This is a genomic window from Kitasatospora sp. DSM 101779 (assembly GCF_025655475.1).
Lineage (GTDB): Bacteria > Actinomycetota > Actinomycetes > Streptomycetales > Streptomycetaceae > Kitasatospora.
Map to the genome: position 1 here is coordinate 6,067,733 of NZ_JAHTIK010000001.1, position 25,478 is coordinate 6,093,210.

Sequence of the window (25,478 nt, forward strand, 5' to 3'; positions counted from 1 at the left end):
GGAGGCGCCATGACCCCCGGCCCTGACCAGACCCCCGGCCCCACCGGTGGCTTCGACGTGCGCGAACTGCCCGTGCTGATCGAGCAGCCGCAGTTCCTGGCACGGGTCGGCCGGGCGGAGCTGCTGGCGGCGATCGCCGAGTGCTGGCCCGACGGGGTGCCCGCCGGCACCCTCGCGGAGGACATCCACCACCTCGACCGGCTGGGCGTGCGGCCGGGCGCCGAACAGGGCGCGGAGTGGCTCTCCTGGCTGCACCTGCTGCTCGTCAGCCACGGCCGGTCCGAGGACGCCGCCGCCCTGGTGGCGGCCGCGCCGCGGCTGCCCTGGCGCACGGTCTGGTCGCGCTGGGTCCCGCCGGGCGCCCGGGCCGCCTGTTCGGCCCCCGGCGGCCGGGTGACCGGACTGCAGCTGGTGGAGCGCGACGGGCAGCAGCTGGTCCTCGCCCACGAGGCCTTCGTACTGGCGCGGATGGAGCGGATGGAGCCCGACGACGAGGAGGGCTTCTACGAGTACGCGGTGGACCTGCGCACCGGCGAGCCGGTCGCCGGGCCGAAGCTCTACCGGCCGTACGCGCACGACGAGTTCCCCGAGGACTACGTCCCGCTGCTGCCCGCGGACCTGCCGCGGCCGGGCGAGGGGGCGACCAACGGCCCGGACGGCTGGGAGGGCGGGGCGAAGGCACTCCCGGTCTGCCACGAGCAGATCGGGCAGGCGGTCCGGACGGGTGCGCTCGCGGTCCTCGGTGGCGGCTGGGGGTACTACGCCGTCGAGATCGACGAGGCCGCGGCCGTGCTCGACGACGCGGCGACCCCGGTCTGGCCGATGCCCGCCGAGGACGACGTGACGACCCGGGTCGCCCCGGCGGAGCTGCCCGGCGCAGCCCGGACGGTGACCCGCGGCTGGCTGGCCGACCGGTTCGGCGCCGACCGCCTGTGGTCCGCCGACCCGGCCGAACTCCCCGACGGCCTGGAGCACGGCCCGACCCGCCGCTTCCTGACCGAGGTCGGCCTGCCCGCCGTCCGGATCCCGCTGCTGGACCTCAGCGGCGAGGTGCTCGCGCAGGAGGGCCTCGGCGAGCTGCGCACCGAGGACTTCCGGGACGGGGACGAGGACGGCGACGACCGCGGCGAGTTCTGCTACCTGATCGCCAAGGACCTGGAGCGGCTGATCGTGGTGGACGGCGCCACCGGCCGGGTCGGCCTGTACGACCCCGACCGGTACGAGGGCGACTACGACAGCGGCCCGGTCGCCTCCTCCGTCGAACAGTTCGCCGCCCTGCTCCGGCTCTACGCGTCGTTCTACTACGGCGCCACCGCTGCCGAACTGGCCGACGCCGAGCGGGCGCTGCGGGTGTGGGCCGAGGAGCTCGACCCGGTGACGGCCTCCTCCACCTTCTGGCAGGAGGTCTTCCAGGACCGCGAGGACTTCGAGTGACCCCACCCCGGTACGGCACGAGCCCGGAGACGACCAGGTGAACGATCCGACGACCCACCAGCCGCACCCCCACGTCGGTGGACGCGGCGAGGCGCTGCGCGCACTCGCGGCCTGGCACGCCGCCGGGCCGTCGGCCCCGCGGACGGTGCTGCTGACCGGCCGTCCGGGCTCCGGCAGGTCCCGGCTGCTCACCGGCTTCCTGATGCTGTGCGACCCCGCGTCCCGCGAGCGGATCGACCTCGGCGCGCTCGACCCGGCCACGGTGCCCGCAGCCGAACCGCCGCCACCGCTGGTCTGCGACCCGGACGGACTCACCGCGGCCCAGCTGCTCTGGACGGCCGCCGACGTCCTCGGCCTCGACGTCGACCGCACCGAGGACCTGCTCGACCGGCTCGCCGAGGAGCGCACCACCGCCACGGCCCTCGTCGTCCCGGACGTCGACCGGGCCGGGCCGCTGCGCGCCCTGTGCGAACCCGGGCGGGTCGCCGCCGAGGTCCTGCTGCCGCTGGCACTCTCGCCGTGGGTGCGGATGCTCGCCGACGTGCCGAAGGAACAGGCCGCCTGGCTCGCCGAGCGGATCCCCGCCGGGCAGCTGCAGGTGATCGACCTGGACGAGGCGCCCTGGGCGGACCCGCAGGCCCTGGTCCGGCAGGCCGAGTACATGCTGGACCGGCCCGCCCTCGCCGGCGAACTGGCCGCGCGGGCCACCGGCCCGCTGGTGGTGCGGCTCGCCGCCTGGTCGCTGCGCGCCGCCCCGGCCGACGGTCCGGTGGAGCTCCCGGCCGGCGTCGGTGACGTCCTCGACCAGCACGCCGAGCGCTGCGGTGCCGACGAGCTGACGCTGCGCCGGCTGCTCGCCCCGCTCGCCCTGGCCGGCGACGGCGAGGCCGTGCCGTTCCTGCTCTGGGCGCCGCTCGCCTCCGCGGTCGCCGGCCGCGACCTGTCCAAGGCCTTCGCCGACGGCCAGGCCCTGCTGCTGCCGTTCTTCGAACTGGTCGGTGAACGCGACGACCCCGCGGTGCGCCTGGTGCACCCGGAGATCGGCGCCGAGCTCCGCGAACGCTTCGGTTCGACCGTCCGCGAGGCGCAGCGCCGGATCGCCGCCGTCCTCACCAACGGCCTGCCGGCCGGGCCCGGCCGGTGGGAGCACGCCGCACCGTACGTGCGCGAGCACCTCACCGGGCACGCCCTGGAGGCCGGGACGCTGCCCGAACTGCTCGCCGACCCGGGCTTCCTGGTGCACGCCGGGCAGGTCCGGCTGCGGGCCGCCGTCGAGCACCTGGCGGCCGCCGGTACCGAGCTGCCGCCGCTCGCCCGCACCTGGCTGCGGCTGGCGCCGCTGTTCACCCGCACCGAGGCCGGTCCGCTGCTGCGCGCCGCGCTGCTGGAGCACGCCTGCCGCCAGGACGGCCTGCCCGCCCCCGACTTCGGGCTCGACCTGCCCTGGCGGACCCTGTGGGCCCGCCCGCTGCCGGGCGTCACCGCGCTGACCGCGGCGACCGCACCCGACGGCGCGACCGTCGTGGCGGCCCGCGTCGCCGGTGCGGAGCCCGGACTCGCCGTCCACGCGGTGCCGACCGGCGAGCCGGTCGACGTCCCCGGCGAGCAGCTGACGCCGCTGACCGAGGAGCAGCGGGCGGCCTGCCCGGTGCGGCTCGGCATCGGCGGCGACTACGTGCGGCTGTGGCCGCGCGAGGAGGGCGACCCGGTCGGGGTCTTCCTCTCCGCGGGCCCGCTCGGCGGTGCCGACGTCACCCCGGACGGTGTGCTGCTGCTCGCCGACGCCGCCGGGCTGAGCGCCCTGCGGATCACCTCGTCGGCCCCGGTGTGAGCCGGGCCGCGACAGCAGTGCGTACCCCCAACCACCGGGCCCCCGGGCCCCGGTCCTGAAGGAGAACGACCGCGTGACGACCCGCGCGCAGGCCGTCGAGGCGGCCCACCAGTGGATCAACGGCGACCGGCCCGAGGAGCAGTGGCGCACCGTCGGCGTCCACGAGTTCGACCTGGGCTGGGTGGTCTGGGCGGAGGCCGAGGCGGCCGGGGCCGGTGCGTCCGAGGGCGGGCGGCGGGCGCCCGCCGACATCGGCTCCGCCAGTGCCGTGGTCGACCGGGAGACCGGCAGGCTCACCACCTGGCCGTCGGTGCCGGTCGAGGAGGTCGTCCAGCTGTACCGCGACAGCCTCGGCGCCGGCAGCTACGACCCCGACCGGCCGCTCGCGACCGGTCCCGGGGCGACCGCCGTGCTGACCTACCGGGACGCGGACGGCAAGGAGCAGACGCTGTTCCGGATGTCCTCCCCGGGCGGCGGCCACCCCGAGCTGGAGGCCTGGCGCACCCTGCAGCAGCAGGGCGTGCGGCCCGAGGACGTCCTCACCGTCCACTGCGACCTGCGGCCCTGCGAGCTGCCCGGCGGCTACTGCGCCGCCGCACTGCTCGCCGAACTGCCGGTCGCGGCCTTCTCCTACGGCCACGACTACGGTCCGCGGTTCAACCGCCGGGCCGCTGCCGTCCGTGCCCTGACGGACGCCACCGAGCAGCTCTTCCGCGAGGCCGGCCGGCCGCTGCCGCCGCACCCCAACCGGGCGCCGTTCCCGCGCGGGGCCGAGGCCGCCGCGCCGGAGCGGGACGCCGCTCTCGGCCGCCGCCTCGCCGAGCAGTTCGGCGCCGAAGGCGTGCACCGCTTCGACGCCGACGACACCGCCGCCACCGCGCTTCCGGAGGCCGCCCGCGCCACCCTGGTCTGGGCCGGCCTGCCGACCCGGGTCGAGGGCTTCTTCACGCTGCTGCCGGGCCTGCCCGACGTCTCCGCCCACCTCGACGCGGCCGGCCGCGGCAGCCGCGTCCCGGACGCCGCCCGCGCGGTGCTCGCCGAGTACGTGCTGATCGGCACCGACGGGCACGCCCTCCTCGCCGTGCAGTGCGGCGACGGCGGCACCGGCACCGGCGAGGGCGTCGGCCGTATCTGGGCGGTCGACCCCGACAACGGGACGGGCCGCTACGTCAACCGCGACCTCTCGGCGTACGTGCGCTGCCTCGCCCTCCTCGCGGCCCACCGGCCGGCCCGCCGCGGCCTCGACCCGCACGCCGCCGCCGACGCCACCGACACCTTCCAGCGGCAGCTGGCGGCCCTCGACCCGACCGTCTTCCAGGACCCGGAGAACTGGTGGGCCGTCGTCGTCGAGCAGATGTGGGACGGCCTGCTCTGAGCGGACGCACCCGATGAACCGTCCCCGTACCGTCGACCTGGTCCTGGAGTGGGTCGCAGGGGCGGAGCCGGGCGACGCACTGGCCGTCCCGGGTTCCGGTGACGCGCTGCGGGCGGCTGCCGCGCGGCTGCCGGGCAGGGTCGTGACCGTGGACTGCGCCGGCCGGTCGGCGCGGGCGGTCGCCGTGGACGTCCTCGCCGGGCTCGGTGTTCCCGTGACCGAGGACAGCGGCCGGCCCCACTGGCGAAGCTGATCGGACGCGTCCGGGGCACGGCCACGGTGCTGCTGATCGACGTGCACCGGGCCGGCCGCCACCACCCCGGCGCACAGCCCGGCCGGATCGTCGGCCTGCTGGTGGAGGCGCTGCTGAGCGCCGGCAGGGTCAGGGTGGTCGCCGGGACCGGCGAGGACACCCCGGCGCCGCCCTCGGGATGGGAGGTCCTGCCCGTCCCCCCGGGCGGAGACGGCCCGTGCCCGGAGCCGCGGCCGTACGACCCGGCCGAGCTGCCCCGACTGATCGAGCAGCCGGCCTTCCTCGCCCGCACACCGCGCGAGGACCTGCTGGACGCCATGGCGGTGTGCTGGCCCGCCGGAGTACCGGCCGGCACGCTCGCCGAGGACATCCACCACCTCGAACGGCTCGGCGTGGAGCCGGGGCCCGCGGACACCGACGAGTGGATCTCCTGGCTGCACCTGCACCTGCACCTGCTCCTGACCGGCCGCGGACACCCGGAACGAGCCCTGGAGCTGGTCGCCCCCGGCGGCACCTACCTGATCGACGACCTGCTGCCGCTGCCCGACTGGCCCGCCGAACACACCGCCGCCGTCCGACGGATCGTCGGACACCTGACGGAACACCCGGCCCTCCGGACCGTCCGCCTCGCCTGGTCGACCGGCCTGCTCATGGCCGTCAGGACGGCCTGACGTCCCTCGGGCCGCATCCGAACGACCGCCGTGGATGACGTGATCGCGCCCTTTACGGGCTCCCTACCCGGAACGGGGTTAGGGTCGGTGGCCATGGGGTTCGGGTGGGCCCGGCGCCACCGCCGGCTGGGACGGCGTGCGCTGGTGGCATGGGTGGTTGCGGCGGTGCTGGTCGTCGTGGGGGCGATCGGCACCGCCGCCGGCGGTTCCGGGCCCGAGGTGCGCCAGGAGGACCGCTTCCTCGACATGCCCGAAACAGCGGGCGGCGGCGCGACCGTCCGCATCGACACCTCGTTCTTCACCACCGGCACCTCGCCGCGCCCGGCGATCCTGCTGGCGCACGGCTTCGGCGGTTCCAAGGAGGGCGAACGCGACCGGGCCCGGCAGCTCGCCCGCGCCGGGTACGCCGTCCTCACCTGGTCCGCCCGCGGCTTCGGCCACTCCGGCGGCAGGATCGGCCTGGACGCCCCGGACCGCGAGATCCGGGACGTCACCCGGCTCGTCGACTGGCTCGCGAAGCGGCCCGAGGTGCAGCTCGACAGGGCCGGCGACCCGCGGGTCGGCATCACCGGCGCCTCCTACGGCGGCGGGGCCGCCCTGCTCGGCGCCGCCTACGACCCGCGGATCGACGCGGTCGCCGCCGGCATCACCTGGTGGAACCTCGCCGACGCGCTCTTCCCGCAGGCCGCCCAGGGCTCCACCGCCGCCGACGGCGTCTTCAAGAAGCTCTGGGCCGGGCTGTTCTTCACCACCGGCTCGGCCGGCGCACCCACCGGCGGGTCCTCCGGCGCGCCCAGGGACGGACAGCCGGACGGACAGACGGACGGTCAGCAGGGCACGGTCGGCTGCGGCCGGTTCCTCGACGAACTCTGTGCCATGTACAACCGGGTCGCCGCGGCGGGCCGTCCCGACGCGGAGGCCGTCGCGGTGCTGGACAAGTCCAGTCCGTCCTCGGTCGCCGACCGGATCAAGGTGCCCACCCTCGTCGTCCAGGGCCAGCAGGACTCGCTCTTCCCGCTCGACCAGGGCGACCGGATCGCGAAGGCCGTCGCCGCCAACGGCGCCCCCGTCGCCGTCGACTGGTTCGCCGGCGGCCACGACGGCGGCACCGAGGGCAGCGAGCGCACCGACGCCCGGGTCACCGCCTGGTTCGACCACTACCTGGCCGGCAAGTCCACCGGCACCGGCCCCGCCTTCCGGGTCACCCGCACCGGCGGCGTCGACTCGACCGGCTTCCAGGCCGTGCTGCGCGGTGCCGACGCCGACGCGTACCCCGGCCTGGGAGGCACCGCCACCCGCACCGTCGAGCTCGCCGGACGCGAGCAGACGATCGCCAACCCGCCCGGCGGCGCCCCGCCGAACATCTCCACCGTCCCCGGCATCGGCGCGCTCTCCCAGGCCGCCGCCCTCGGCAGCGGCCTCGCCCTCGACTTCCCCGGCCAGTACGCCGCGTTCGACTCCGACCCGCTGACCGCCGGGCTCGACCTCACCGGGCAGGCCCGGGTCTCCGTCACGGTGCACGCCGACCGGCCCGACGCGGTGCTCTTCGCCAAGCTCTACGACCTCGGCGCGGACGGCAAGCAGACCCTGCCGCAGCAGCTCGTCGCACCGCTGCGGGTCACCGGTGCCGACGCGCCCGGCGGCCGCACCGTGCAGATCGCGCTTCCCGCCGTCGACCACTCCTTCCCGGCCGGGCACCGGCTGCGGCTCGTCCTCGCCTCCACCGACCTGGCCTACGCCTCCCCGGCGCAGCCCGCCACCTACACCGTCTCCGCCGCCGGGCCGGTCACCGTCCCGACCGTCGCGGGCCTGCACACCGAGGCCGCCCCGCTGCCCGCCCGGGTCTGGGTGCTGCCGCTGCTCGCCGTCGCCGTCGCGGCCGGGCTGCTCCTGCTGCGCCGCCGGCGCCGCCCGCAGCTGCCCGCCGACCCGGCGCTGGCCGGCGTCCCGCTGCAGATCACCGGCCTCAGCAAGCGCTACAAGGGCGCCGCCGACCGGTACGCGGTGCGCGAGCTGTCCTTCCGCGCCGAACAGGGCCAGGTGCTCGGCCTGCTCGGCCCGAACGGCGCCGGCAAGACCACCACCCTGCGCATGCTGATGGGCCTGATCCGCCCCGACGAGGGCGAGATCCGGATCTTCGGGCACGCGGTGCGGGCGGGGGCGCCCGTCCTGTCGCGGGTCGGCGCCTTCGTCGAGGGTGCGGGCTTCCTGCCGCACCTCACCGGCCGCGCCAACCTGGAGCTGTACTGGCAGGCCACCGGCCGCCCCGCCGAGGACGCCCACCTGGACGAGGCACTCGCCATCGCCGACCTCGGCGAGGCCCTCGACCGTGCCGTCCGGACGTACTCCCAGGGCATGCGGCAGCGCCTCGCCATCGCCCAGGCCATGCTCGGGCTGCCCGACCTGCTGATCCTCGACGAGCCGACCAACGGCCTCGACCCGCCGCAGATCCGCGAGATGCGCGAGGTGATGATCCGCTACGCCGCCGGGGGCCGCACCGTCATCGTCTCCAGCCACCTGCTGTCCGAGGTCGAGCAGAGCTGCACCCACCTCGTCGTCATGGACCGCGGCCGGCTGGTCACCGCCGGAGCCGTCGGCGAGATCGTCGGCGGCGGCGAGCAGCTGCTCGTCTCCACCGCGCCCGGCCACGGCCGCGAGGAGCTCGCGGCGGCCGCCGGCAAGCTCGCCGCGCTCGACGGCGTCGTCTCGGCGGAGGCGGTCGACGGCGGCCTGCTCGTCCGCCTCGACGACGGTGGCAGCGCCGCGCGGCTGGTCGTCGAACTCGTCCGCCTGGAGGTGCCCGTGACGGGCGTCGGCCCGCAGCGCCGCCTGGAGGACGCCTTCCTGTCCCTGATCGGAGGCCCGGCATGAGCAGCACCGCACCCGCTCCTGCCGCGGAGTCGGCGGCGGGCTACACCGCCCGCCGTACCCTGCCGCTGCGCGTCGAGGCGGTCCGCCAACTGCGGCGACGGCGCACTCTGGTGATCGGCGGGCTGCTCGCCGCGCTGCCGTTCGTCATCCTCGCGGCGTTCCAGATCGGCGGCACCCCCGACCGGCCGGACCGCACCACCTTCATCGAGCTCGCCACCTCCTCCGGGCCGAACTTCGCCGCCACCCTGCTCTTCATGGGCACCGGATTCCTGCTGGTCATCCCGGTCGCGCTCTTCTGCGGCGACACCGTCGCCTCGGAGGCCGGCTGGTCCTCGCTGCGCTACCTGCTGGCCGCGCCGGTGCCCCGGGCCAGGCTGCTGGCCCGCAAGTTCACCGTCGGGCTGGTGTTCTCCGCCGCCGCGATCGTGCTGCTGCCGCTGGTCGGCCTGGCCGTCGGCACCGCCGCCTACGGCTGGGGCGACCTGAAGCTGCCGACCGGCACCAGCCTGCCCGCCGCCACCGCGCTGCCCCGGCTCGGCCTGGCCGTCTGCTACGTGATCCTCGCCGAACTCGTCATCGCGGCCCTGGCGTTCTGGCTCTCCACCGCCACCGACGCCCCGCTCGGCGCGGTCGGCGGCGCGGTCTTCCTGTCCATCATCACCGGCGTCCTGGACGCCGTCACCGCCCTCGGCGACCTCCGCGAGTGGCTCCCGGCCCACTGGCAGTACGCCTGGGCCGACGCCCTCCAACCCCACCTCGAATGGGGCGGCATGATCCAGGGCGTCTCACTCTCCGTCTCCTACGCGGTCGTCCTGCTCGCCCTCGCCTTCCGCGGCTTCGCCCGCAAGGACGTGGTCTCCTGACGCACCGCCCGGCCCGGTCACGCCGCCGGGGCGGCGCACTCCGACCGGGTGTCGGTGTGCGCCGCCCGCGTGGTCCCGGCCTTCACTTCGGGTCGCGGTTGAAGGTCGAGGTCGACCAGAGGTAGCCGAGGACGGAGAGACCGAGGCACCAGGCGACGGCGATCCACCAGTTGTTGCCGATGCCGGTGCCGAGCAGCAGGCCGCGCAGGGTCTCGATGGCGGGGGTGAACGGCTGGTACTGGGCGACCGGCTGGAACCAGCCCGGCATGGAGTGCAGCGGGACGAAGGCGCTGGACAGCAGCGGCAGCAGGATCAGCGGCATGGCGTTGTTGCTGGCGGCTTCGGCGTTGGGGCTGACCAGGCCCATGCCGACGGCGATCCAGGTGAGGGCGGTGGCGAAGAGGACGAGCAGGCCGAGGGCGGCGAGTCCCTCCGGCACGGTGGCGTGGGTGGGGCGGAAGCCGATGGCGAAGCCGACGGCGCCGACCAACAGGACGCTGACGACGGACTGCAGGACGCTGCCGAGGACGTGGCCGACGAGGACCGAGGGGCGGTGGATCGCCATGGTGCGGAAGCGGGCGATGATGCCCTCGGTCATGTCGTTGGAGACGGACACCGCGGTGCCGATGGTGGTCGAGCCGATGGTCATCAGCAGGATGCCCGGGACGATGTAGGCGATGTAGGTGTCGCGGCCCGCACCGCCGCTCATGGTGTTGCCGAAGATGTAGACGAAGAGCAGCAGCAGCATGACCGGGGTGAGCAGCAGGTTCAGTGTCAGGGAGGGGTAGCGGCGGGCGTGCAGGAGGTTGCGGCGCAGCATGGTGGCGCAGTCGCGGACGGCGAGGGAGGCGGTGCTCATCGGGCTGGCTCCTGGGTTTGGTGGGGGAGGGTGGCGTCGCCGGTGAGGGCGAAGAAGACGTCGTCGAGGTCGGGGGTGTGGACGGTGAGTTCGTCGGCCTGGATGCCGGCGGTGTCCAGTCGGTCGAGGACGGTGCGCAGGGCGTGCTGGCTGCCGTCACTGGGCAGTTGCAGGGCGAGTGCCTCGTCGTTGCGGGCGGCCCCGTGCAGGGCCGAGGCTGCGGACCGGTAGGCGGTGGGGTCGGTGAAGCGGAGGCGGATGTGTCCGCCGGGGACGAGTCGTTTGAGTTCGTCGGCGGTGCCTTCGGCGGCGATCCGGCCGTCGTTGAGCACGGCGATGCGGTCGGCGAGTTCGTCGGCCTCCTGCAGGTACTGGGTGGTGAGGAAGACGGTGGCGCCGCCGGTGACCAGCTCGCGGACGATCTGCCACATGGTGTGCCGGGAGCGGGGGTCGAGGCCGGTGGTCGGCTCGTCCAGGAAGATGACCCGTGGTGCGCCGACCAGGGTCATGGCGATGTCGAGGCGGCGTTTCATGCCGCCGGAGTAGGTGGAGGCGGGTTTCTTCGCCGCGTCGGTGAGGTTGAAGCGTTCCAGGAGTTCGGTGGCGGCGCGTTGTCCCTCGGGCTTGGGGAGGTGGTGCAGGTCGGCCATGAGGAGCATGTTCTCCTCGCCGGTGATCAGGCCGTCGACGGCGGAGAACTGGCCGGTGACGCCGATGGTGGCGCGGACGGCCTGTGGGTGGGTGGTGAGGTCGTGGCCGGCGATGCGGGCGGTGCCGCCGTCGGCGGTGACGAGGGTGGAGAGGATCTTGACGGCGGTGGTCTTGCCGGCGCCGTTCGGGCCGAGCAGGGCGAAGATCGTCCCTTCCGGGACGGCCAGGTCGATGCCGTCGAGGACGGTCTTGTCGCCGTAGGACTTGCGCAGCCCGTCGGCTGCAATGGCCAGGTCGGTCATGGCGGGTGTTCCTCCTTACAGGCTGCGGGCGGTGATGTCGCCGTGGGCGGTGGTCGCGCGGACGGTCACGGCGGCGTCGGCGCCGTCGGTGTTCTTCAGGGCGTTGGTGATCCGGCCGTGGGCGGTGCCGGCGTCCAGCGAGGCGGATACGCCGCGGGCGACGCCGACCTCGATCCCGCCGGAGAGGGTGTGCAGCACGAGGGCGCCGTGGACGGCCTCGGTGATACGGAGGTCGCCCTGCTGGGTGCTGATCTCGGCGGGGCCGGTGAGGCGGCCGAGCCGGACGTCGCCGGACTGGAGGGTGAGTCGGGCGGCGGACGCCTCGTCGAGTTCGACCGAGCCCTGCGCGATCTCGACGGTGACGTCGCCGAGGCGTCCGGTGCCGTGGAACTCGGCGGCGGCGCCCTTGGCCTCGATGCGGGAGCCGGTGGGCAGGTGGACGGTCACGGCGACGGAGCCGGAGGTGCCGAGGATCCGGTTCTTCGCCGTGGGGGCCTCGATCCGCAGCACACCGTCGTGGTGGGCGACCTCGATCAGCTCGGCCGCCTTCACGTCGCGGCTCTTCGAGGCGTCCGCGGGCAGGACCTCGACGGTGGTGTCGGGCCGGTCGGCGGCGACGATGCGGATGCGTCCCGCGGGGATGTCCAGGACGACGGCGGCCGGGCCGGCGGTGGCGAACTTCTGCATGGTGCTCTCCTTGGACTGGCTGTTTCCGATGGCGGAAACGCTACGTTGCATTCGCGAATCAGGCAACGATGGGACTGTCCAAAATTGGCATCATGGCAGGTTAATGACGGGAAATCATTGCAACGGCCCTGAATCGAATGCAATGCACCGGATGGGATTCGTTGCAATGGATGGAGAGTGAACGCTATGCGGGGCAGGGGCCGTTAAATCACTGGCAGGCCCGGCCGGGGCTGCACTAGGGTCGCCGTGCGGGCGGCTCCGCGGCGTGCTTCCTTCTCCTTCCTCTCCGAAAAGAACCAGCGCACCCCCTCTCCGCCCCCTCTTCCTCTCCTGCCTTCGCATCCCTCGGGGGATTCTCCGTATGACCCGAGTCGCCTCGGCTGCCGTCGACGTCGACCTCGATTCGTTCCTGCTCCGCCGCCGCGGAGCCGTCTGTGTCCCGACCGAGGGCTTGCTGCCCGTCGCGGACCCCTGGAGCACCGCCGGCCTGGTCGCCCTGGACGCCGACCTCGCCCAACGCGGCTACCTGCTCACCGCCGGCCTGCGGGCCGCCCTCGCCCGGCTCTCGCCCACCGCACTGGCCGCCACCGGCACCGGACTGCTCGCACGGATCGACCACCGGCTCGGCGCCGACCGCCGGCACCTCACCCTGTTCCACCGCTTCCCGGACGCGGTGCCCGACCACGCGCACATCCTCTACTCGCGCAGCATCCGCGCCTTCCTGCTCAACCAGCCGCGCCAGCCCTGCGCCCACTGCGGCCGCACCGGCGCCGAGGCGGGCATCGGCGCCCTCGCCCCGTGCGCGCACCTGCTCTGCCCCGGCTGCCACGACGGCCTGCTGGCCGAAGGACGCGGCAGCCACTGCCCGTTGTGCGCCGCCCCGCTCGCCGACCGGCCCTGGCTCGGCGAGGACAACCCCGCCGGACGCAAGGCCGCCGAGGAGTTCGGCGGCGAGCAGACACTCCGCCCGCTGCGCCTCGCCGAGGGCGAGACCCTCGACGTCGCACTGGCCGAACTGACGCGACTGCTCTCCCGGCGCACCCCGCTCGACCCGCAGGACCGCGAGGACCTCGCCGCGCTGCTCGCCCTCGCCCCCGACGACCTGCCCGAACGCCTCCCCGCGCAGATCCCCGTCCGCGAGACCAAAGCGGTCGTCCTCACCGCACTGCTCCGCCGCGACCCGGACGGCGCCCTGCCCGTGCTCGCCGAACGGATCGACACCGCCACCGACGTCCTGCGGCTGCTCTGGTCCTGGTCCGGCGCCGAGCCCGACCTGCTGCCCGCCACCGCCCGGCGCCTGCGGCTGCGCAACCTGCCCCGCCCGCTGCGCCGCGGCCTGCTGGCGATCCTCGACGGCCTGCCGCTGCCCTACCTCGCCGAGGACCTCCGCCGCCACCGCTCGGCCTGGCTCCGGGCCGGCGAACTGCTCCACCCGTACGAGTACCGGGGACGCTACCCGTCGGTCGCCGCGGCCTTCGCGCTGCTGCGCGAGACCGACCTGCGGGAGTACCCGGTCGGCACCGGGTTCGCCGAACCGCCGTACCCGCTGCGGGTGGTGGAGTCCGGTGGGCGCACGAAGCTCGGCTTCACCGGCTTCGCCGGCCGGGTCGAGTCCCGGCTCGCCGCCGGGGATGTCGCCGGCGCGACCCGCGCACTGGCCGCCCGGCCCGGTGAACTGGCCCGCCGCCTGCACCACCTGCTCCGGGTGCAGGCCACCACCGCTCCCGGCGAACCGCTGCCCGCGGACGTGCTGCGCACCGTCACCGACGCCCTGCGCGCCGCCGCCCCCGGCCCGCTGCTCGGCGCCTACGGACGCCTGCGCGGACGGCGCGAACAGGGCGAGCGCCGGCTGTACTTCCCGCGCGGCACCGTCTCCCTGGCCCACGCCCGGGAGGACCACGGCACCGTCGTCCCGGCCGAACTCGCCCGCCCGGTCGTGGACGCCGTCGAGGCCGAGCTGCTGCGCCGGTGCACGGGGGAGCGCTACGACCTCGCACTGATCGACGAGTGCCTCGCCGACCTGGTGGTGCCGTTCGCCGAGCGGGCCGCCGCGAAGACCCTGGTCGCCGTCCCGCGCGGCAGCCGGCAGCGCCTCCCGGCGGGCGAGCGCCTGCGGCTCTTCCTGCACTGGATGCAGCCCGAGCACCTGCGGGTGGACCTCGACCTGTCGGTCGCGCTGTACGACGCCGAGTGGCGGTTCACCGGCCTGTGCGACTACACCGCGCTGGTGCACGGCGACCGGGCGGCCGTCCATTCAGGGGACTTCGTCTCGGCGCCGCCGCCGCACGGGGCTACCGAGTTCGTCGACCTCGACCTCGGCCGGCTCGCCGCCGACGGCACCCGGTACGCGGTGATGATCGTCTTCAGCTACAACGACGTCGCCTTCGAGCAGCTCACCGATGCCTTCGCCGGCTTCATCCAGCTGTCCGCGGCCGACCGCGGCGCGGGCCACTACGACCCGAAGGCCGTCCGGCAGCGGCTCGACCTGATGGGCGACGCCAAGGTCTGCGTCCCGATGATCGTCGACCTGGCGGACCGCCGCTACACCTGGACGGACCTCAACACCGGTGCGGACGGCGGCTTCCACAGCGTCCGCCGGTACAGCGAGGAGGTCGGCCGGCTCTCCCGGGACGTCCTCGACCACTTCTCCCCGGGCAACCGGGCCACCCTGTGGGACCTCGCCTGCGCACAGGCCGCCGCCGGCGCCGAGGAGGTGCTCGTCCGCGGCCGCGACGGCACGGGCGTCCGGGCCTGGCGGCGCAGGGCGGGCGAGCCGGTCACCGCCTTCGCGGACCGGCTGCGGACGCTCGCGGACCCGGACCCCGCCGGACCCGGCACTCCGACCGAACGCCTCGCCGGCACACGGGCGTTCGTCGCCCTGGTGGACGGCGACGTCCCCGCCCCCGAGAAGCTCTCCGGCGCGGCCTACCGCCTCTACCCGGGCCCCTTCGACGCCGCACCGGCCGAGGTCGAGCGGCTCACCGCGGGCGACCTGCTCGCCCGCTTCGCCCCCGGAGCGCCATGACGGCGGCCGCGGCCAGCGCCGCCAGGCCGCAGAGGACGACGGTGAAGGCGGGTGGCGGGTGCGGCACCTGACGGGGCGCCCGCCCACGGTCTCTCCTGCCGCGGGCGGGCGCGGGCGTCACTTGACGGGGGACCAGACCCGTTCGACCTGCTGGGTGCCGGTGCGGGTGCGGTAGGAGCGGGTCCACTTGGTGGTCGCGTCCTTGCGGGTGCGGTCGGAGAGGATGTAGTAGTCCATCTGCACGGCCTGCGGGGTGATGTCGAGGACGCCGTAGCCGTGCGAGTCGAGGTCGACCCACTTGATGTGGCGGTTGGCGGCCTGGATCGCCGCGGCTGCGACGAGCGAGAGCGTCTGCGGGGCGACCTTGAGGAAGTCGTCGATGTTGTCGGAGCTGACCGAGGTGACGACGAACTCGGTGGCGACGCTGCCGGAGGCCGGGTAGGTGGCGGCCTCGTTCGGGACGTCGGCGGCCCAGGCGGAGTGGATGTCGCCGGTGAGGAAGACGGTGTTGTCGATGCCGTTGTTCTTCAGGTGGCCGAGGAGTTCGCGGCGGTCGTGGGTGTAGCCGTCCCACTGGTCCGGGTTGATCGCGAGGCCCTCGCCGGGCAGGCCGAGCAGCTTGGCGATCGGCCGCAGCAGGTAGTCCGGCAGCGACAGGAAGGCGACGGGGGAGATCATCACCTCGTTGCCGATGAGCCGCCAGGTGGTGTCGGAGGCGGAGAGGCCGGACTTCAGCCAGTCGAGCTGGGCGCGGCCGGTCATGGTGCGGTCGGCGGAGTCGACGTCGCCGTTGCCGACCTTGACCTGCTGGGAGCGGAAGGAGCGCAGGTCGAGCAGGTGCAGGTCGGCGAGCTTGCCGTAGCGCAGTCGGCGGTAGGTGGTGCCGGCGATCGACGGGCGGACGGGCATCCACTCGAAGTAGGCCTGCTTGGCGGCGGCCATCCGCGCCGACCAGTCGCCCTCGGTGCCGGGGGTGTGGTTCTCGGCGCCGCCGGCCCACGCGTCGTTGGCGAACTCGTGGTCGTCCCAGATGGCGACGGTCGGGACGATCGCGTGCAGGCCCTGCAGGTCCGGGTCGGTCTTGTACGTCCCGTGCCGGGTGCGGTAGTCGGCGAGGGTGGTGATCTCGTGCGCGGGCTCGTGCGGGCGGACGACCTTGCCGGCCGCGCAGAACTCGCCGGTCTTGTACTCGTAGATGTAGTCGCCGAGGAAGAGGAAGACGTCGAGGTCGCCGCGGGCGGCCAGGTGGCGGTACGCGGAGAAGTAGCCGGCCTCCCAGTTGGCGCAGGAGGCGACGCCGAGCCGCAGCCGGTCGAGGGCGGCGTCGGCGGCCGGCGCGGTGCGGGTGCGGCCCACGGGGGACGAGGCCCCGCCGGCGGTGAAGCGGTACCAGTAGACGGTGTCGGGGGTCAGGCCCCGGACGTCCACCTTGACGGTGTGGTCGGTGGCGGCGGCGGTGGTGACCGTGCCGCTGGCACGCACCGAGGTGAAGGACTTGTCGGTGGCGATCTGCCAGACGACCTCGGTGGCCGGGCCGGCGTTGGAGCCCGGGACGGCGTCCGGGGTGGGCGTCACTCTCGTCCAGAGCACGACGCCGTCGGCGAGCGGGTCGCCGGAGGCGACGCCGTGCAGGAACTGCGGGACGGTGGCGGCGGTGGCCGGCGCGGTGCCCGCGGCGATCGGCAGGACGGCGGCACCGGCGGTGAGGGCGGCGGCCTTCAGCACGCGGCGACGGCGCGGCCGGGCGACGGCGGGGGACACGGAGTCGGTGGTCTCTGTCACAGCGTCAGAGGCTACTGGCTGGTAATCAGATGTCCATACTTTGGGACGACTATTCCCTGACTCTTCATGTCCACGCCGCTTTACTGCAGCTCAAGCCCAACTGGGCGTCCGCGAAGAGAACTTGAGCCTGCGTGAGGACTTCCCATGCCATGTGACGCGTGCAATTGTACATGTCACACCTTCACGGACAGCGGAGCCGTGCGGACCGCTCCGCCCTGCCCGTCACCGTCAACGGCCGCCCCCACGCGGCCGATTCACCAGGCCCGGAGGCCCCCACGTGCACACCTCCCGGATACCCTCACCCCTGCGCGCCCTGCGATGGCTCGCCCTCGCCGTCGTCTGCTGCCTGACGCTCGGACTGCTGCTCTCCACCGAGAGCGAGGCCGCCCCGAACACCCCGCAGCACCCCGGCACCACCACCACCCGGCCCGGTCCCGCCCCGCGGCCGGCCACCGTCCAGCGGCCCGGCACCGCACTCGCCCCCGCCGAGGCCCCCGCGACCGGCGCCGCCGTCCCCGACGCGGCCGAACGGGCGCCCCAGCCCGCCTACGACGCCGCCGCCACCCGGCGGGACAAGCCCCGCACCGCCGAGTCCCGTTCCGTCGCACCCCGCACCGCGGCCGCCGCCTGCTCGGTCGGCGACTTCACCGGCCGCACCGGTGCCGCCCTCGTCCAGGCCGTGAAGGCCGCCGACACCGGCTGCATCAACACGCTGTTCACCCTCACCGGCACGGACGCCCGCGGCGCCTTCCGCGAGGCCCAGATGGTCTCCGTCGCCGACGCCCTGCGGGACGTCTCCACCGCCTACCCCGGTGACAACAGCACCTCCGCCGCCCAGCTGGTGCTCTACCTGCGCGCCGGCTACTACGTGCAGTGGTACCACTCCGGCGACGTCGGCAGCTACGGCACCGCCCTGCAGGGCTCGATCCGCGCCGCCCTGGACGCCTTCTTCGCCGCCCCGCACTCCCGCGACGTCACCGACGCCAACGGCCAGACCCTCGCCGAGGCCGTCACCCTGATCGACAGCTCCGGCGAGAACGCCCGCTACCTCGCCGTCGTCCGGCGGCTGCTCACCGACTACGACACCCGCTACGACGCCTCCTGGTGGATGCTCAACGCCGTCAACAACACCTACACGGTGCTCTGGCGCGGCCACCAGTCGGCCGACTTCGTCGCCGCCGTCGCAGCCGACCACGGCGTGCTCGACACCCTCGGCGCCTTCGCGAGCGCCCACCTCGGCATGCTCGGCGGCGACCGCGGCTACCTGGTCTCCAACGCCGGCCGCGAACTCGCCCGCTTCCTCCAGCACACCGAACTCCAGACCGCCGTCCGCCCGCTGGTCAAGGACCTGCTCGGCCGCACCGCCATGACCGGCCCCACCGCCCAGCTCTGGGTCGGCCTCGCCGACATGGCCGCCGAGTACGACGCCGCCCAGTGCGCCTACTACGGCACCTGCGACCTGGCGAACCGCCTGAAGACCGCCGTTCTCACCGTCACCCGCACCTGCAGCCCGAGCGTCCGCATCCTCGCCCAGCAGATGACGGCCGACCAGCTCACCGCCACCTGCACCAGCCTCGCCGGTCAGGACGCCTACGTGCACGGCATCGTCCGCGACAACGGCCCCGTCGCCGGCGACCGCAACACCACCATCGAGGTCGTCGTCTTCGACTCCAGCACCGACTACCGCACCTACGCCGGCGCCATCTACGGCATCAGCACCGACAACGGCGGCATGTACCTGGAGGGCGACCCCTCCGCCGCCGGCAACCAGCCCCGCTTCATCGCCCACGAGGCCGAGTGGCTGCGCCCCGACTTCCAGATCTGGAACCTCAACCACGAGTACACCCACTACCTCGACGGCCGGTTCGACATGTACGGCGACTTCGCGGCCGGCACCAGCACCCCGACCATCTGGTGGGTGGAGGGCTTCGCCGAGTACGTGTCCTACTCCTACCGCGGCGCCGTCTACACCGACGCCCTCACCCAGGCCGGGAAGCACACCTACCGGCTCAGCACCCTCTTCGACACCACCTACGACAACGCCGACTCCACCCGGATCTACAACTGGGGCTACCTGGCCGTCCGCTACGTGATCGAGACGCACCGCGCCGACGTCGACACCCTGCTCGCCCGCTACCGCACCGGCGACTGGGCCGGCGCCCGCACCCTGCTCACCGGCACCATCGGCACCCGCTACGACGCCGACTTCGACCGCTGGCTCGGCACCTGCACCCCCACCGGCTGCGGCCGCCCCGAGTGCACCGACCCCGACACCCGCCGGCTGGAGCCCGGCTGCCGCCGCAGCAACCTCGCCTCGCCCACCGGCGACCACCGCTACCTCTACCTGTGGGTCCCGGCCGGCACCGCCCGCCTCACCGTCACCAGCGGAGGCGGCACCGGCGACGCCGACCTCTACTACAGCAACGCCAACTGGGCCACCAACACCGCGTACACCGCGAAGTCGGCCGGCCCCGGCACCACCGAGACGCTCACCGTGACCAACCCGCCCGCCGGCTGGAACTTCGTCAGCCTGTACGCCAAGCAGGGCTTCGACGGGGTCTGGGTCGAGACCTCCTGACACCGCGCCCTCCGGCACCCGCGCCCGGCCCGCCGCACCCCGGCGGGCCGGGCCCGCGCTTTGTCGGCGCCGTGGGGGATCATGGGAGATCGCACCGTCCCCGAGCACGTCTCCCAGCACGCAGGAGCACCCCGTGGCCCAGATCGTCCTCTTCCACTCCGCCTACGGACTCCGCCCGGCCGTCCACGCCGCGGCCGACCGGCTCCGCGCCGCCGGGCACGAGGTGCACACCCCCGACCTGTACGACGGCCGGGTCTTCGACACCGTCGAGGACGGCATGGCGTACAAGGACGAGATCACCACCGACGAACTGCTGCGCCGCGCCGTCCACGCCGCCGCCCCGCTGCTCGGCCAGGGCGGCCCCGGCCTGGTCTACGCCGGCCTCTCGCTCGGTGCGGCCCTCGCCCAGAACCTCGCCCTCGCGGACACCAACGCCGCCGGGCTGGTCCTGCTGCACGGCACCTCCGACATCCGGGACGACGCCGCCACCTCCGTCGCCGTCCAGCTGCACGTCGCCGAGCCCGACCCGTTCGAGCCGGAGGACTGGCTGAACGCCTGGTATCTGCGGATGACCAAGGCCGGCGCCGACGTCGAGGTCCACCGCTACCGCGGTGCAGGCCACATCTACACCGACCCGGAGCTCCCGGACTTCGACGAGGAGGCCGCCGAACGCACCTGGGCGACGGTGCTGGCGTTCCTCGCGGAGCTGGACGGCTGACGGTGCCCGCCGCGGCCGGCTACTCGGGCACCCCGCTCGCCCGCAAGCTCGGCATCCGGCCGGGCCACACCCTGCTGCTCGCCGACGCCCCCGAGGGCTTCGCGATCCCCGGTCTCCCGGACGGCCTGCTGATCCAGCACCGTCCGGACCGGGAGGCCCCCTTCGACACCGCCCTCTGGTTCCCCGCCGACCGGGCCGACCTCACCACCCGCCTCGCCGGGCTGAGGGCGGCCATGCGCCCGGCGGCCGGCCTCTGGATCGCCTGGCCCAAGAAGGCCTCCCGCATCCCCACCGACCTCACCGAGGACGTCCTGCGCGAGGTCGCCCTGCCCACCGGCCTGGTGGACACCAAGGTCTGCGCCGTCGACGCGACGTACTCCGGGCTGCGGTTCGTCGTCCGCAGGGAGCTGCGCCTGACCTGACCGGACCGCCGACCGCGGGTGCGCTACGTTCCTCGCCGAGACCGAACGCCGAAACCGGAACCGGACCTGATCCGGCGTTGAAGGCGTACGTGTTCCCGGCTCGGCTTGCACTGAAGGACCAGGGGCGGAGCGAGGGATGGCGCCGCCGCCTTCACTGCTCGGCAGGGTCCCGGCCTCGTCCACGGGACCTCGGCCGTGCCCGCGCCGACCAGCCATCGGATGCTCCTGTCGCGGTGCTTTGGAGGTCACGGGATCCCTCGGCCGATATCCTCAGAGTGCGAACACAATGAATCCCACAGATTGGCCGAAACCGTATGAGCGAAGGATCGGAAGCCCAGCCGGATCCGGTGGCGGAAGCATGGAATGCGATACGGGCGCTGAGTCCGGATCTCATCGACAAGGCCCTCGTTGAGGCGGCTTACGCCGACGACGTCATCAGGTCGCTGTTCCCCATGGTGAGTCACGGCTCGCTGCAGTTCAGCCGGTGCACCAGGTTTCCCTGGTCGCGCGACCTTCCGTCGGTCTTTCCGAACGGGTCCGCCGGTTTCAGGGTGATGCGGCTTCACGAACCGGGGAACTCCACGATCGGCGAGGTGCTGTCTGCTGATGAGGCCGTCCGAATGGTCAGGGACAACCTCCCCGTCGGCTGCGGTCCGGCTGTCGACGGAACTCCGGACGACCTTCCGCCTTTGAGCTGACGGCGGAGCCGATGGATCGGGCCACCCGCGGAAGCCTGCGGGTGGCCCGGCTGCTCAGTCGATCGGATCGGCCCAATCAGGCTTGGTGATCTTCGCGGGTTTCTTGTCCCAGTACCATTTGATCTTTGTCCAGGGCCGCTGGCCCGTAATGACCTTGAGTCGGAGAATTGCAACCTCCCACGCGGTTCCATTGCCGCCCTGTGTGGCGAGCTCCCAATTGGGGCCGACCAGGGGCCGGCCGCGTTCGAGGAGCTTGGCCAGGGCCTCGTCAGCCGTCTTCGCGCCCTCGACACCATCGAGTGTCACGGTGATGTCCACTCCGGGGTTTTCCAGTGCCCGTTCGACGCCGACCATCCAGATAGGGCGACCATCACCGCCTGGGAAGGGCTTGCCGTAGTCGCCCAGGTTGTACGTACGTGCCTTGAGATCGCTCGCCAACGCGTCCGAGTACGGGTTGATGCCGAGGACGAGATGCTCACCGATCTTGCAGAGATCGTCGTTGTTGTGAACGAGTAGCGGGGTGAGACCGGCGTAGACGTAGTAGGTGTGCGCAACACCCACCGTGAGGTTGTACGCCGGTTGCGACGTCGTCCAGTTCCGGACGGCGGCGATCTTGACGGCTCGGCCGTCAGGGGTCCGGAGCGTGTCGGCCGCGGTGAGATCTGCGGCCTGGAGCCACACGTGCCGGCTCTCGGACCAGAACGGGTGGTGATCCGTGGCAGTGATGGTGCTGTTAGCGCTGTCGGCGAGGGTGATGTCGGTGAAGTTCCGGTCATCAGGTGTTCGAATAGTCCCCTCGACCCGCTGCGGCTGTGTCGCGCCGCTTGCCGGATCGGTGGCCATCACCTGGTCCCCGACACGGACCTCCTCGATCGGGCGGCTGGTGCCATTCCCGAGCATGACCCTGGTGCCGGCCGGGAAGCTGTTGGGGGTGAAGCACTGAGGGACAGCGTTCGCCTGGCGCCAGACCTTCTGCAGCATTTCGCTGATCTTCGAGGTCTTTGCGCCCCATCGTTCGAGCTTCGCGCCGAGGGTGCCCCACCCTTCGAGGGGAACGGCCGAGGCGCAGGACAGTGCGGCGTCCAGGTACTTGTCCTGGTCGCCCATCGCCCCTTCCATGCCATAGGTCCCGCAGTTGGCCAGGTTGGCCGGAACACTCACGGCTGGGAGGGGGAGGGATCCGAGCAGGTCGAGTCCGAGGTGTGCCATCTCGATCGCGACCTGGAGCTTCTTGTCCAGGGGCAGACTGTTGAAGGCGATGATGCCCTTCATCCACGGCGGGAGGCTCGAGAGCATGTGGGCGCGCAGGCGTGCGTCGAACTCCGCGGCCCACTGCCGCTGCTGCTCCTCCTGTCGTACGTGGTCGAGCGCGTCGTTGAATATGCCGTTGACAGTCTTGGCATCCTGGCCTGCCTGTTCGGCGACGAGCTGTGCGGCGGCGGCGGCAGCGTAGGCCCTGCCGGCGCTCTCTGCCGCGGATTCAGCACTGGCCTGAGCCCAACTGGCGGACTGCGTAGCCTGGTTCGCGCTGGCGACGGCACTGCGCCGGGCTTGTCCGGCAGTCTTCGCGTACTCGGCGGCCTGCTTGGCGGACTTCTCGGCCTCAGCAGCAGCCGCTTGGGCGTCCTTGGCCGCCTTCGCGGCGTCGTTCGCGTCTGCCTGGGCCTTGGCCGCGTAGTCGTCGGCCTCGGTCTTGGCGCTGCGTGCCACCGCATAGGCCTTGGCGGCGTCGTTGGCGTTCTGCCGTGCCCTGGCGGCCACGTCGGCCGCTTCGGCGATGGCCTGCTTGACCTGGGCCACGTGGATCGCGGTCAACTGGTCCTGGCGTTGTGCCTGGTGCTGGCCGGTTTCGATGAAGGTGCGCAGTACTCCGGGTGGGCTCACGAGGGCTGCTTCCGCAGCGGCCTTCACCTCGGGAGTGCCGTTCTGGGCGAGAGCTGCCGCCAGGACTCGGTCGTCGGTCTCCCTGGCCTTGTACTGGGTGACGGTGAGGAATTCGACCAGGGCCTTGGCGTTGCCGGCATTCAGTGCAGTGCCGGCAGCCTTCTTGACATCAGGTCCGCTGTTCTGGGCGATGCGGCTGACTTCGACCTGGTAGTCGGTGAACGCGACATTGTGCTGGCCAGTTTCGAGGAAGGCGTGGACCTTGGCGCTGTCGCCCTTGTACGCCTCCTTCGCTGCGGCGCGCACCGCGTCGTACGGTGTGGTGAGGGCGATGTTCCGGACCTGATCGCGCTCGTCGCTCTGGCGGGCGGTCTGCCAACCGGTTCGCGCGTAGGCGGCCATGGCGTTGTCGGAGCCGGCCAGGGCGAACTCGGCCGCCGCCCGGCTCCATGAGCCGCCGACCTTCATCGTGGCCACGGCCACGCGGCGGCCGTCGGCAACCACGTCCGCGAACTTGGCATCGGGCTGGGCGGCCCGTCCGGCAAGGCGGACGGCCTCCTCGTCCAGCTTCTTGGTCTCGGCCTGGACGCGAACCGATTCCTGCTGCGACACCTGGTACGCCGCCGACAGGTCCTCTGCCTGGTTGCGGCCGGCCACGGTGCGGGCGGTGAGCTCCTCGTCGTCCGCCTTCCGGGCCTTGGCCTCGACGGTGATCGCCTGCTGGACCGCGGCTGCTGCGGCGTCCGCCGCGGCCTTCGCCGCCTCGGAGTGGATCCGGGCCTGCTCGGTGGCCTTTGCTGCATCACCTGCGTGCGAGGTCGCCTGGCGGGCCGCTTCAGCGGCCGCTCCGGCGCGAGCTGACGCGGACCGCGCGGCGTCCCGGGCCTCCGCCGCTGCCTTCCCGGCCTCCGAGGCCAGGGTTTCGGCAGCGCCGGCAGCACGGGTGGCCTCCGCGGCGTAACGGCGGGCCGATGCCGCGGCTGCCTTGGTCTCTGCGGCGGACGCCCCCGCCTGGGTGGCGAGGTCACCTGCCTCGTCGGCGGCCTTCAGCGCCGCGTTCAGGTCGGTCGTCAGGTTCTTGAGGGCGGGAACCATCTGGTTCACCGCGTTCGCCGCGATGCTCGCGCGGTCCGCCCACTGCACGGCGAGGGCGGACTGCTGGGCCGCGACCTCGGCGCGGTGGATCGTGGCGGCATCGACGGCACCGGCCGCGGCCGCGTCCAGCGCCTTGCTGGCGGCCTCGGCCGCACCGGCGGCCGCGTAGGCTGCGTTGGTGGCTGTCACGTGGGCGAGGCGGGCGGCCGCGGTGGCCTTGCGGGCCGCGCTCACTGCCGCCTGGGCGGCGTCCGCCGCGCGTCGGGTCGCCTCGGCCGCGCGTCGACTGGCTTCGATGGCCCGGGCGGCATCGCCCTTCGCGGCCCGGGTCTCCTCGGCAGCACGCTCCGCTGCGGCCCTTGCCAGCTGGGCCGAGGCCACGGCACGCGCGGAGGCGTCCTTGGCCGCGTCCGCTTCGCGTTCGGCCTGCTCACCGGCGGCTCGGGCCTGCTCGACCAGTTGCTCGACGGTCGCGTACTCCTGGTCGTGTGCGCGCGAGACGTACTGACCGACCGCCAGGAACTCGCGGACGTCCTCGATCGACCCGTTCATGGCCATCGAGGCTGCGCGCTTGGTTGCGGGACCGCCCGCGCCCTCGATCTGCGTCAGCCGGACGAGGGCGTCCGTGTCCCGCAGCCCGTACTGGTCCTGGTTCAGGAAGGTCTGAACCTGCTCGACCGAACCGTTCAGTGCGGCGTTCGCGGCCTCCTTGAGCCCCCGGCCGCCGGTGTTGCCGATCCGGGTGGCCTCGACGAGCTGGTCCTCCTGAAAGGGCTTCTGCCAGCCGTCCTTGAGGAACGCGTCCAGGTCCTGCGCGTTGCCCGCCAGGGCGTGCTGCGCGGCCTCGCGCAGAGCCCGGCCGCCCTGGGCGACGATCTGCAGGGTGGCTTCCCGGTCGTCCTGTTCCTGGGCCGCGGCCCGCCCGGAGGACAGGAACGTGCCGACCGCGTCCTGGCCGGAGGCGCCCAGGGCCGCTTCGGCAGCCGCCTTGACCGCCGGTCCGCCGTCCTGCCAGAACTGCACGACCTTCCCGCGGTCAGTGGCGCCCAGCCCGGCCGGAGCCGGGTCGTCCGCCGCTGCGGGCGCGGCCGACAGCAGCCCGGCCAACAGTGCCAGCGGCACGACCCATCCCACGCCGCGTGTGCCCACGAACCTCCTCCCGTGTCCCACGGTCCGGAATATGTCGAGACGCAAAAGAATCCTCCTCGTCGGCAGGGCCGGACGGAACGACCGGCAGGGAATGATGGCAAGTCTGCCGAGTCGCAGTCGAATCAGTGGGTGACCGCCGGCCGCTCCAGTGACTGTTCGTCATGATTCGTCCAGTAACGTCATCCTGATGAAATGTCGATTGCAGGGGCCGCTATGATCCGGTGATTGCAACGGTTCCTCCGCGATGCAATAAATGCGGAAGAGCGCATTCCGATTTGAGAGTGAGTCAATGGCTCCACGTATACGCCGGTGGCTTCCGGCAACGGCTGC

17 protein-coding genes are annotated in these 25,478 nt (G+C 73.3%); 12 read left to right on the plus strand and 5 right to left on the minus strand.

Translation table 11 applies throughout. The annotated features are described in order from the left end of the window. The first annotated feature begins 9 nt into the window (after positions 1-9). From KSNIM_RS27620 to KSNIM_RS27650, 7 genes are all read left to right on the plus strand, one after another. Positions 10-1,434, plus strand: a complete 1,425-nt coding sequence (locus KSNIM_RS27620) for an SUKH-4 family immunity protein (RefSeq protein WP_263105827.1) — start codon at positions 10-12, stop codon at positions 1,432-1,434. 37 nt (positions 1,435-1,471) lie between these two features. Then, complete coding sequence (locus tag KSNIM_RS27625) at positions 1,472-3,265, plus strand: ATP-binding protein (RefSeq protein ID WP_263105828.1); 1,794 nt, start codon at positions 1,472-1,474, stop codon at positions 3,263-3,265. Between the two features lie 73 nt (positions 3,266-3,338). Then, on the plus strand, positions 3,339-4,640 hold the full coding sequence (locus KSNIM_RS27630; RefSeq protein ID WP_263105829.1) for an SUKH-4 family immunity protein: 1,302 nt from the start codon (positions 3,339-3,341) through the stop codon (positions 4,638-4,640). 13 nt (positions 4,641-4,653) lie between these two features. After that, entirely contained in the window at positions 4,654-4,893 is a 240-nt protein-coding gene (locus KSNIM_RS27635; protein ID WP_263105830.1) for a hypothetical protein, read from the plus strand. Positions 4,894-4,919: 26 nt separating this feature from the next. Next, the gene (locus tag KSNIM_RS27640) at positions 4,920-5,564 is read left to right on the plus strand and encodes a hypothetical protein (protein ID WP_263105831.1); all 645 of its coding nucleotides are present in this window, start codon (positions 4,920-4,922) and stop codon (positions 5,562-5,564) included. 93 nt (positions 5,565-5,657) lie between these two features. Then, on the plus strand, positions 5,658-8,435 hold the full coding sequence (locus tag KSNIM_RS27645) for an alpha/beta fold hydrolase (protein ID WP_263105832.1): 2,778 nt from the start codon (positions 5,658-5,660) through the stop codon (positions 8,433-8,435). Then, positions 8,432-9,298, plus strand: coding sequence for an ABC transporter permease (locus tag KSNIM_RS27650; RefSeq protein ID WP_263105833.1), 867 nt, complete (start codon positions 8,432-8,434; stop codon positions 9,296-9,298). The genes KSNIM_RS27645 and KSNIM_RS27650 overlap by 4 nt, the downstream gene beginning before the upstream one ends. Before the next feature lie 82 nt (positions 9,299-9,380). Here the strand turns inward: KSNIM_RS27650 and KSNIM_RS27655 are convergent, their stop codons facing one another. Genes KSNIM_RS27655 through KSNIM_RS27665 form a run of 3 tightly spaced genes read right to left on the minus strand, consistent with a single transcriptional unit; the run spans position 9,381 to position 11,797 of the window. Beyond that, positions 9,381-10,157 (minus strand): ABC transporter permease, encoded by a 777-nt coding sequence (locus KSNIM_RS27655; protein ID WP_263105834.1) that lies wholly within the window; start codon positions 10,155-10,157, stop codon positions 9,381-9,383. Next, positions 10,154-11,110: an ATP-binding cassette domain-containing protein gene (locus KSNIM_RS27660; protein WP_263105835.1), complete on the minus strand. Its 957-nt coding sequence runs from the start codon at positions 11,108-11,110 to the stop codon at positions 10,154-10,156. Before KSNIM_RS27660 ends, KSNIM_RS27655 begins: the two co-directional genes overlap by 4 nt. 15 nt (positions 11,111-11,125) lie before the next feature. Further along, positions 11,126-11,797 carry a DUF4097 domain-containing protein gene (locus KSNIM_RS27665; RefSeq protein WP_263108133.1) on the minus strand — a complete coding sequence of 224 codons (672 nt, stop codon included), beginning with the start codon at positions 11,795-11,797 and terminating at the stop codon, positions 11,126-11,128. 361 nt (positions 11,798-12,158) lie between these two features. On the opposite strand from KSNIM_RS27665, the gene KSNIM_RS27670 reads away from it, so the two are divergent. Further along, entirely contained in the window at positions 12,159-14,822 is a 2,664-nt protein-coding gene (locus KSNIM_RS27670; protein ID WP_263105836.1) for an MXAN_6230/SCO0854 family RING domain-containing protein, read from the plus strand. Between the two features lie 117 nt (positions 14,823-14,939). On the opposite strand, the gene KSNIM_RS27675 is transcribed toward KSNIM_RS27670, so the two are convergent. After that, positions 14,940-16,604: an alkaline phosphatase D family protein gene (locus KSNIM_RS27675; RefSeq protein ID WP_263105837.1), complete on the minus strand. Its 1,665-nt coding sequence runs from the start codon at positions 16,602-16,604 to the stop codon at positions 14,940-14,942. A 277-nt stretch (positions 16,605-16,881) separates the two neighbouring features. Here KSNIM_RS27675 and KSNIM_RS27680 point away from each other — a divergent pair, with 277 nt between their 5' ends. From KSNIM_RS27680 to KSNIM_RS27695, 4 genes are all read left to right on the plus strand, one after another. Then, positions 16,882-19,182: a M9 family metallopeptidase gene (locus tag KSNIM_RS27680; RefSeq protein WP_263105838.1), complete on the plus strand. Its 2,301-nt coding sequence runs from the start codon at positions 16,882-16,884 to the stop codon at positions 19,180-19,182. 133 nt (positions 19,183-19,315) lie between these two features. After that, complete coding sequence (locus KSNIM_RS27685; protein WP_263105839.1) at positions 19,316-19,900, plus strand: dienelactone hydrolase family protein; 585 nt, start codon at positions 19,316-19,318, stop codon at positions 19,898-19,900. Between the two features lie 2 nt (positions 19,901-19,902). After that, the gene (locus KSNIM_RS27690) at positions 19,903-20,322 is read left to right on the plus strand and encodes a DUF3052 domain-containing protein (protein ID WP_263105840.1); all 420 of its coding nucleotides are present in this window, start codon (positions 19,903-19,905) and stop codon (positions 20,320-20,322) included. Positions 20,323-20,636: 314 nt separating this feature from the next. Further along, on the plus strand, positions 20,637-21,020 hold the full coding sequence (locus KSNIM_RS27695; protein WP_263105841.1) for a DUF6193 family natural product biosynthesis protein: 384 nt from the start codon (positions 20,637-20,639) through the stop codon (positions 21,018-21,020). Between the two features lie 54 nt (positions 21,021-21,074). Here KSNIM_RS27695 and KSNIM_RS27700 read toward each other — a convergent pair whose 3' ends face one another. Next, positions 21,075-25,121, minus strand: coding sequence for a polymorphic toxin type 27 domain-containing protein (locus KSNIM_RS27700; RefSeq protein ID WP_263105842.1), 4,047 nt, complete (start codon positions 25,119-25,121; stop codon positions 21,075-21,077). Positions 25,122-25,478: the final 357 nt, after the last annotated feature.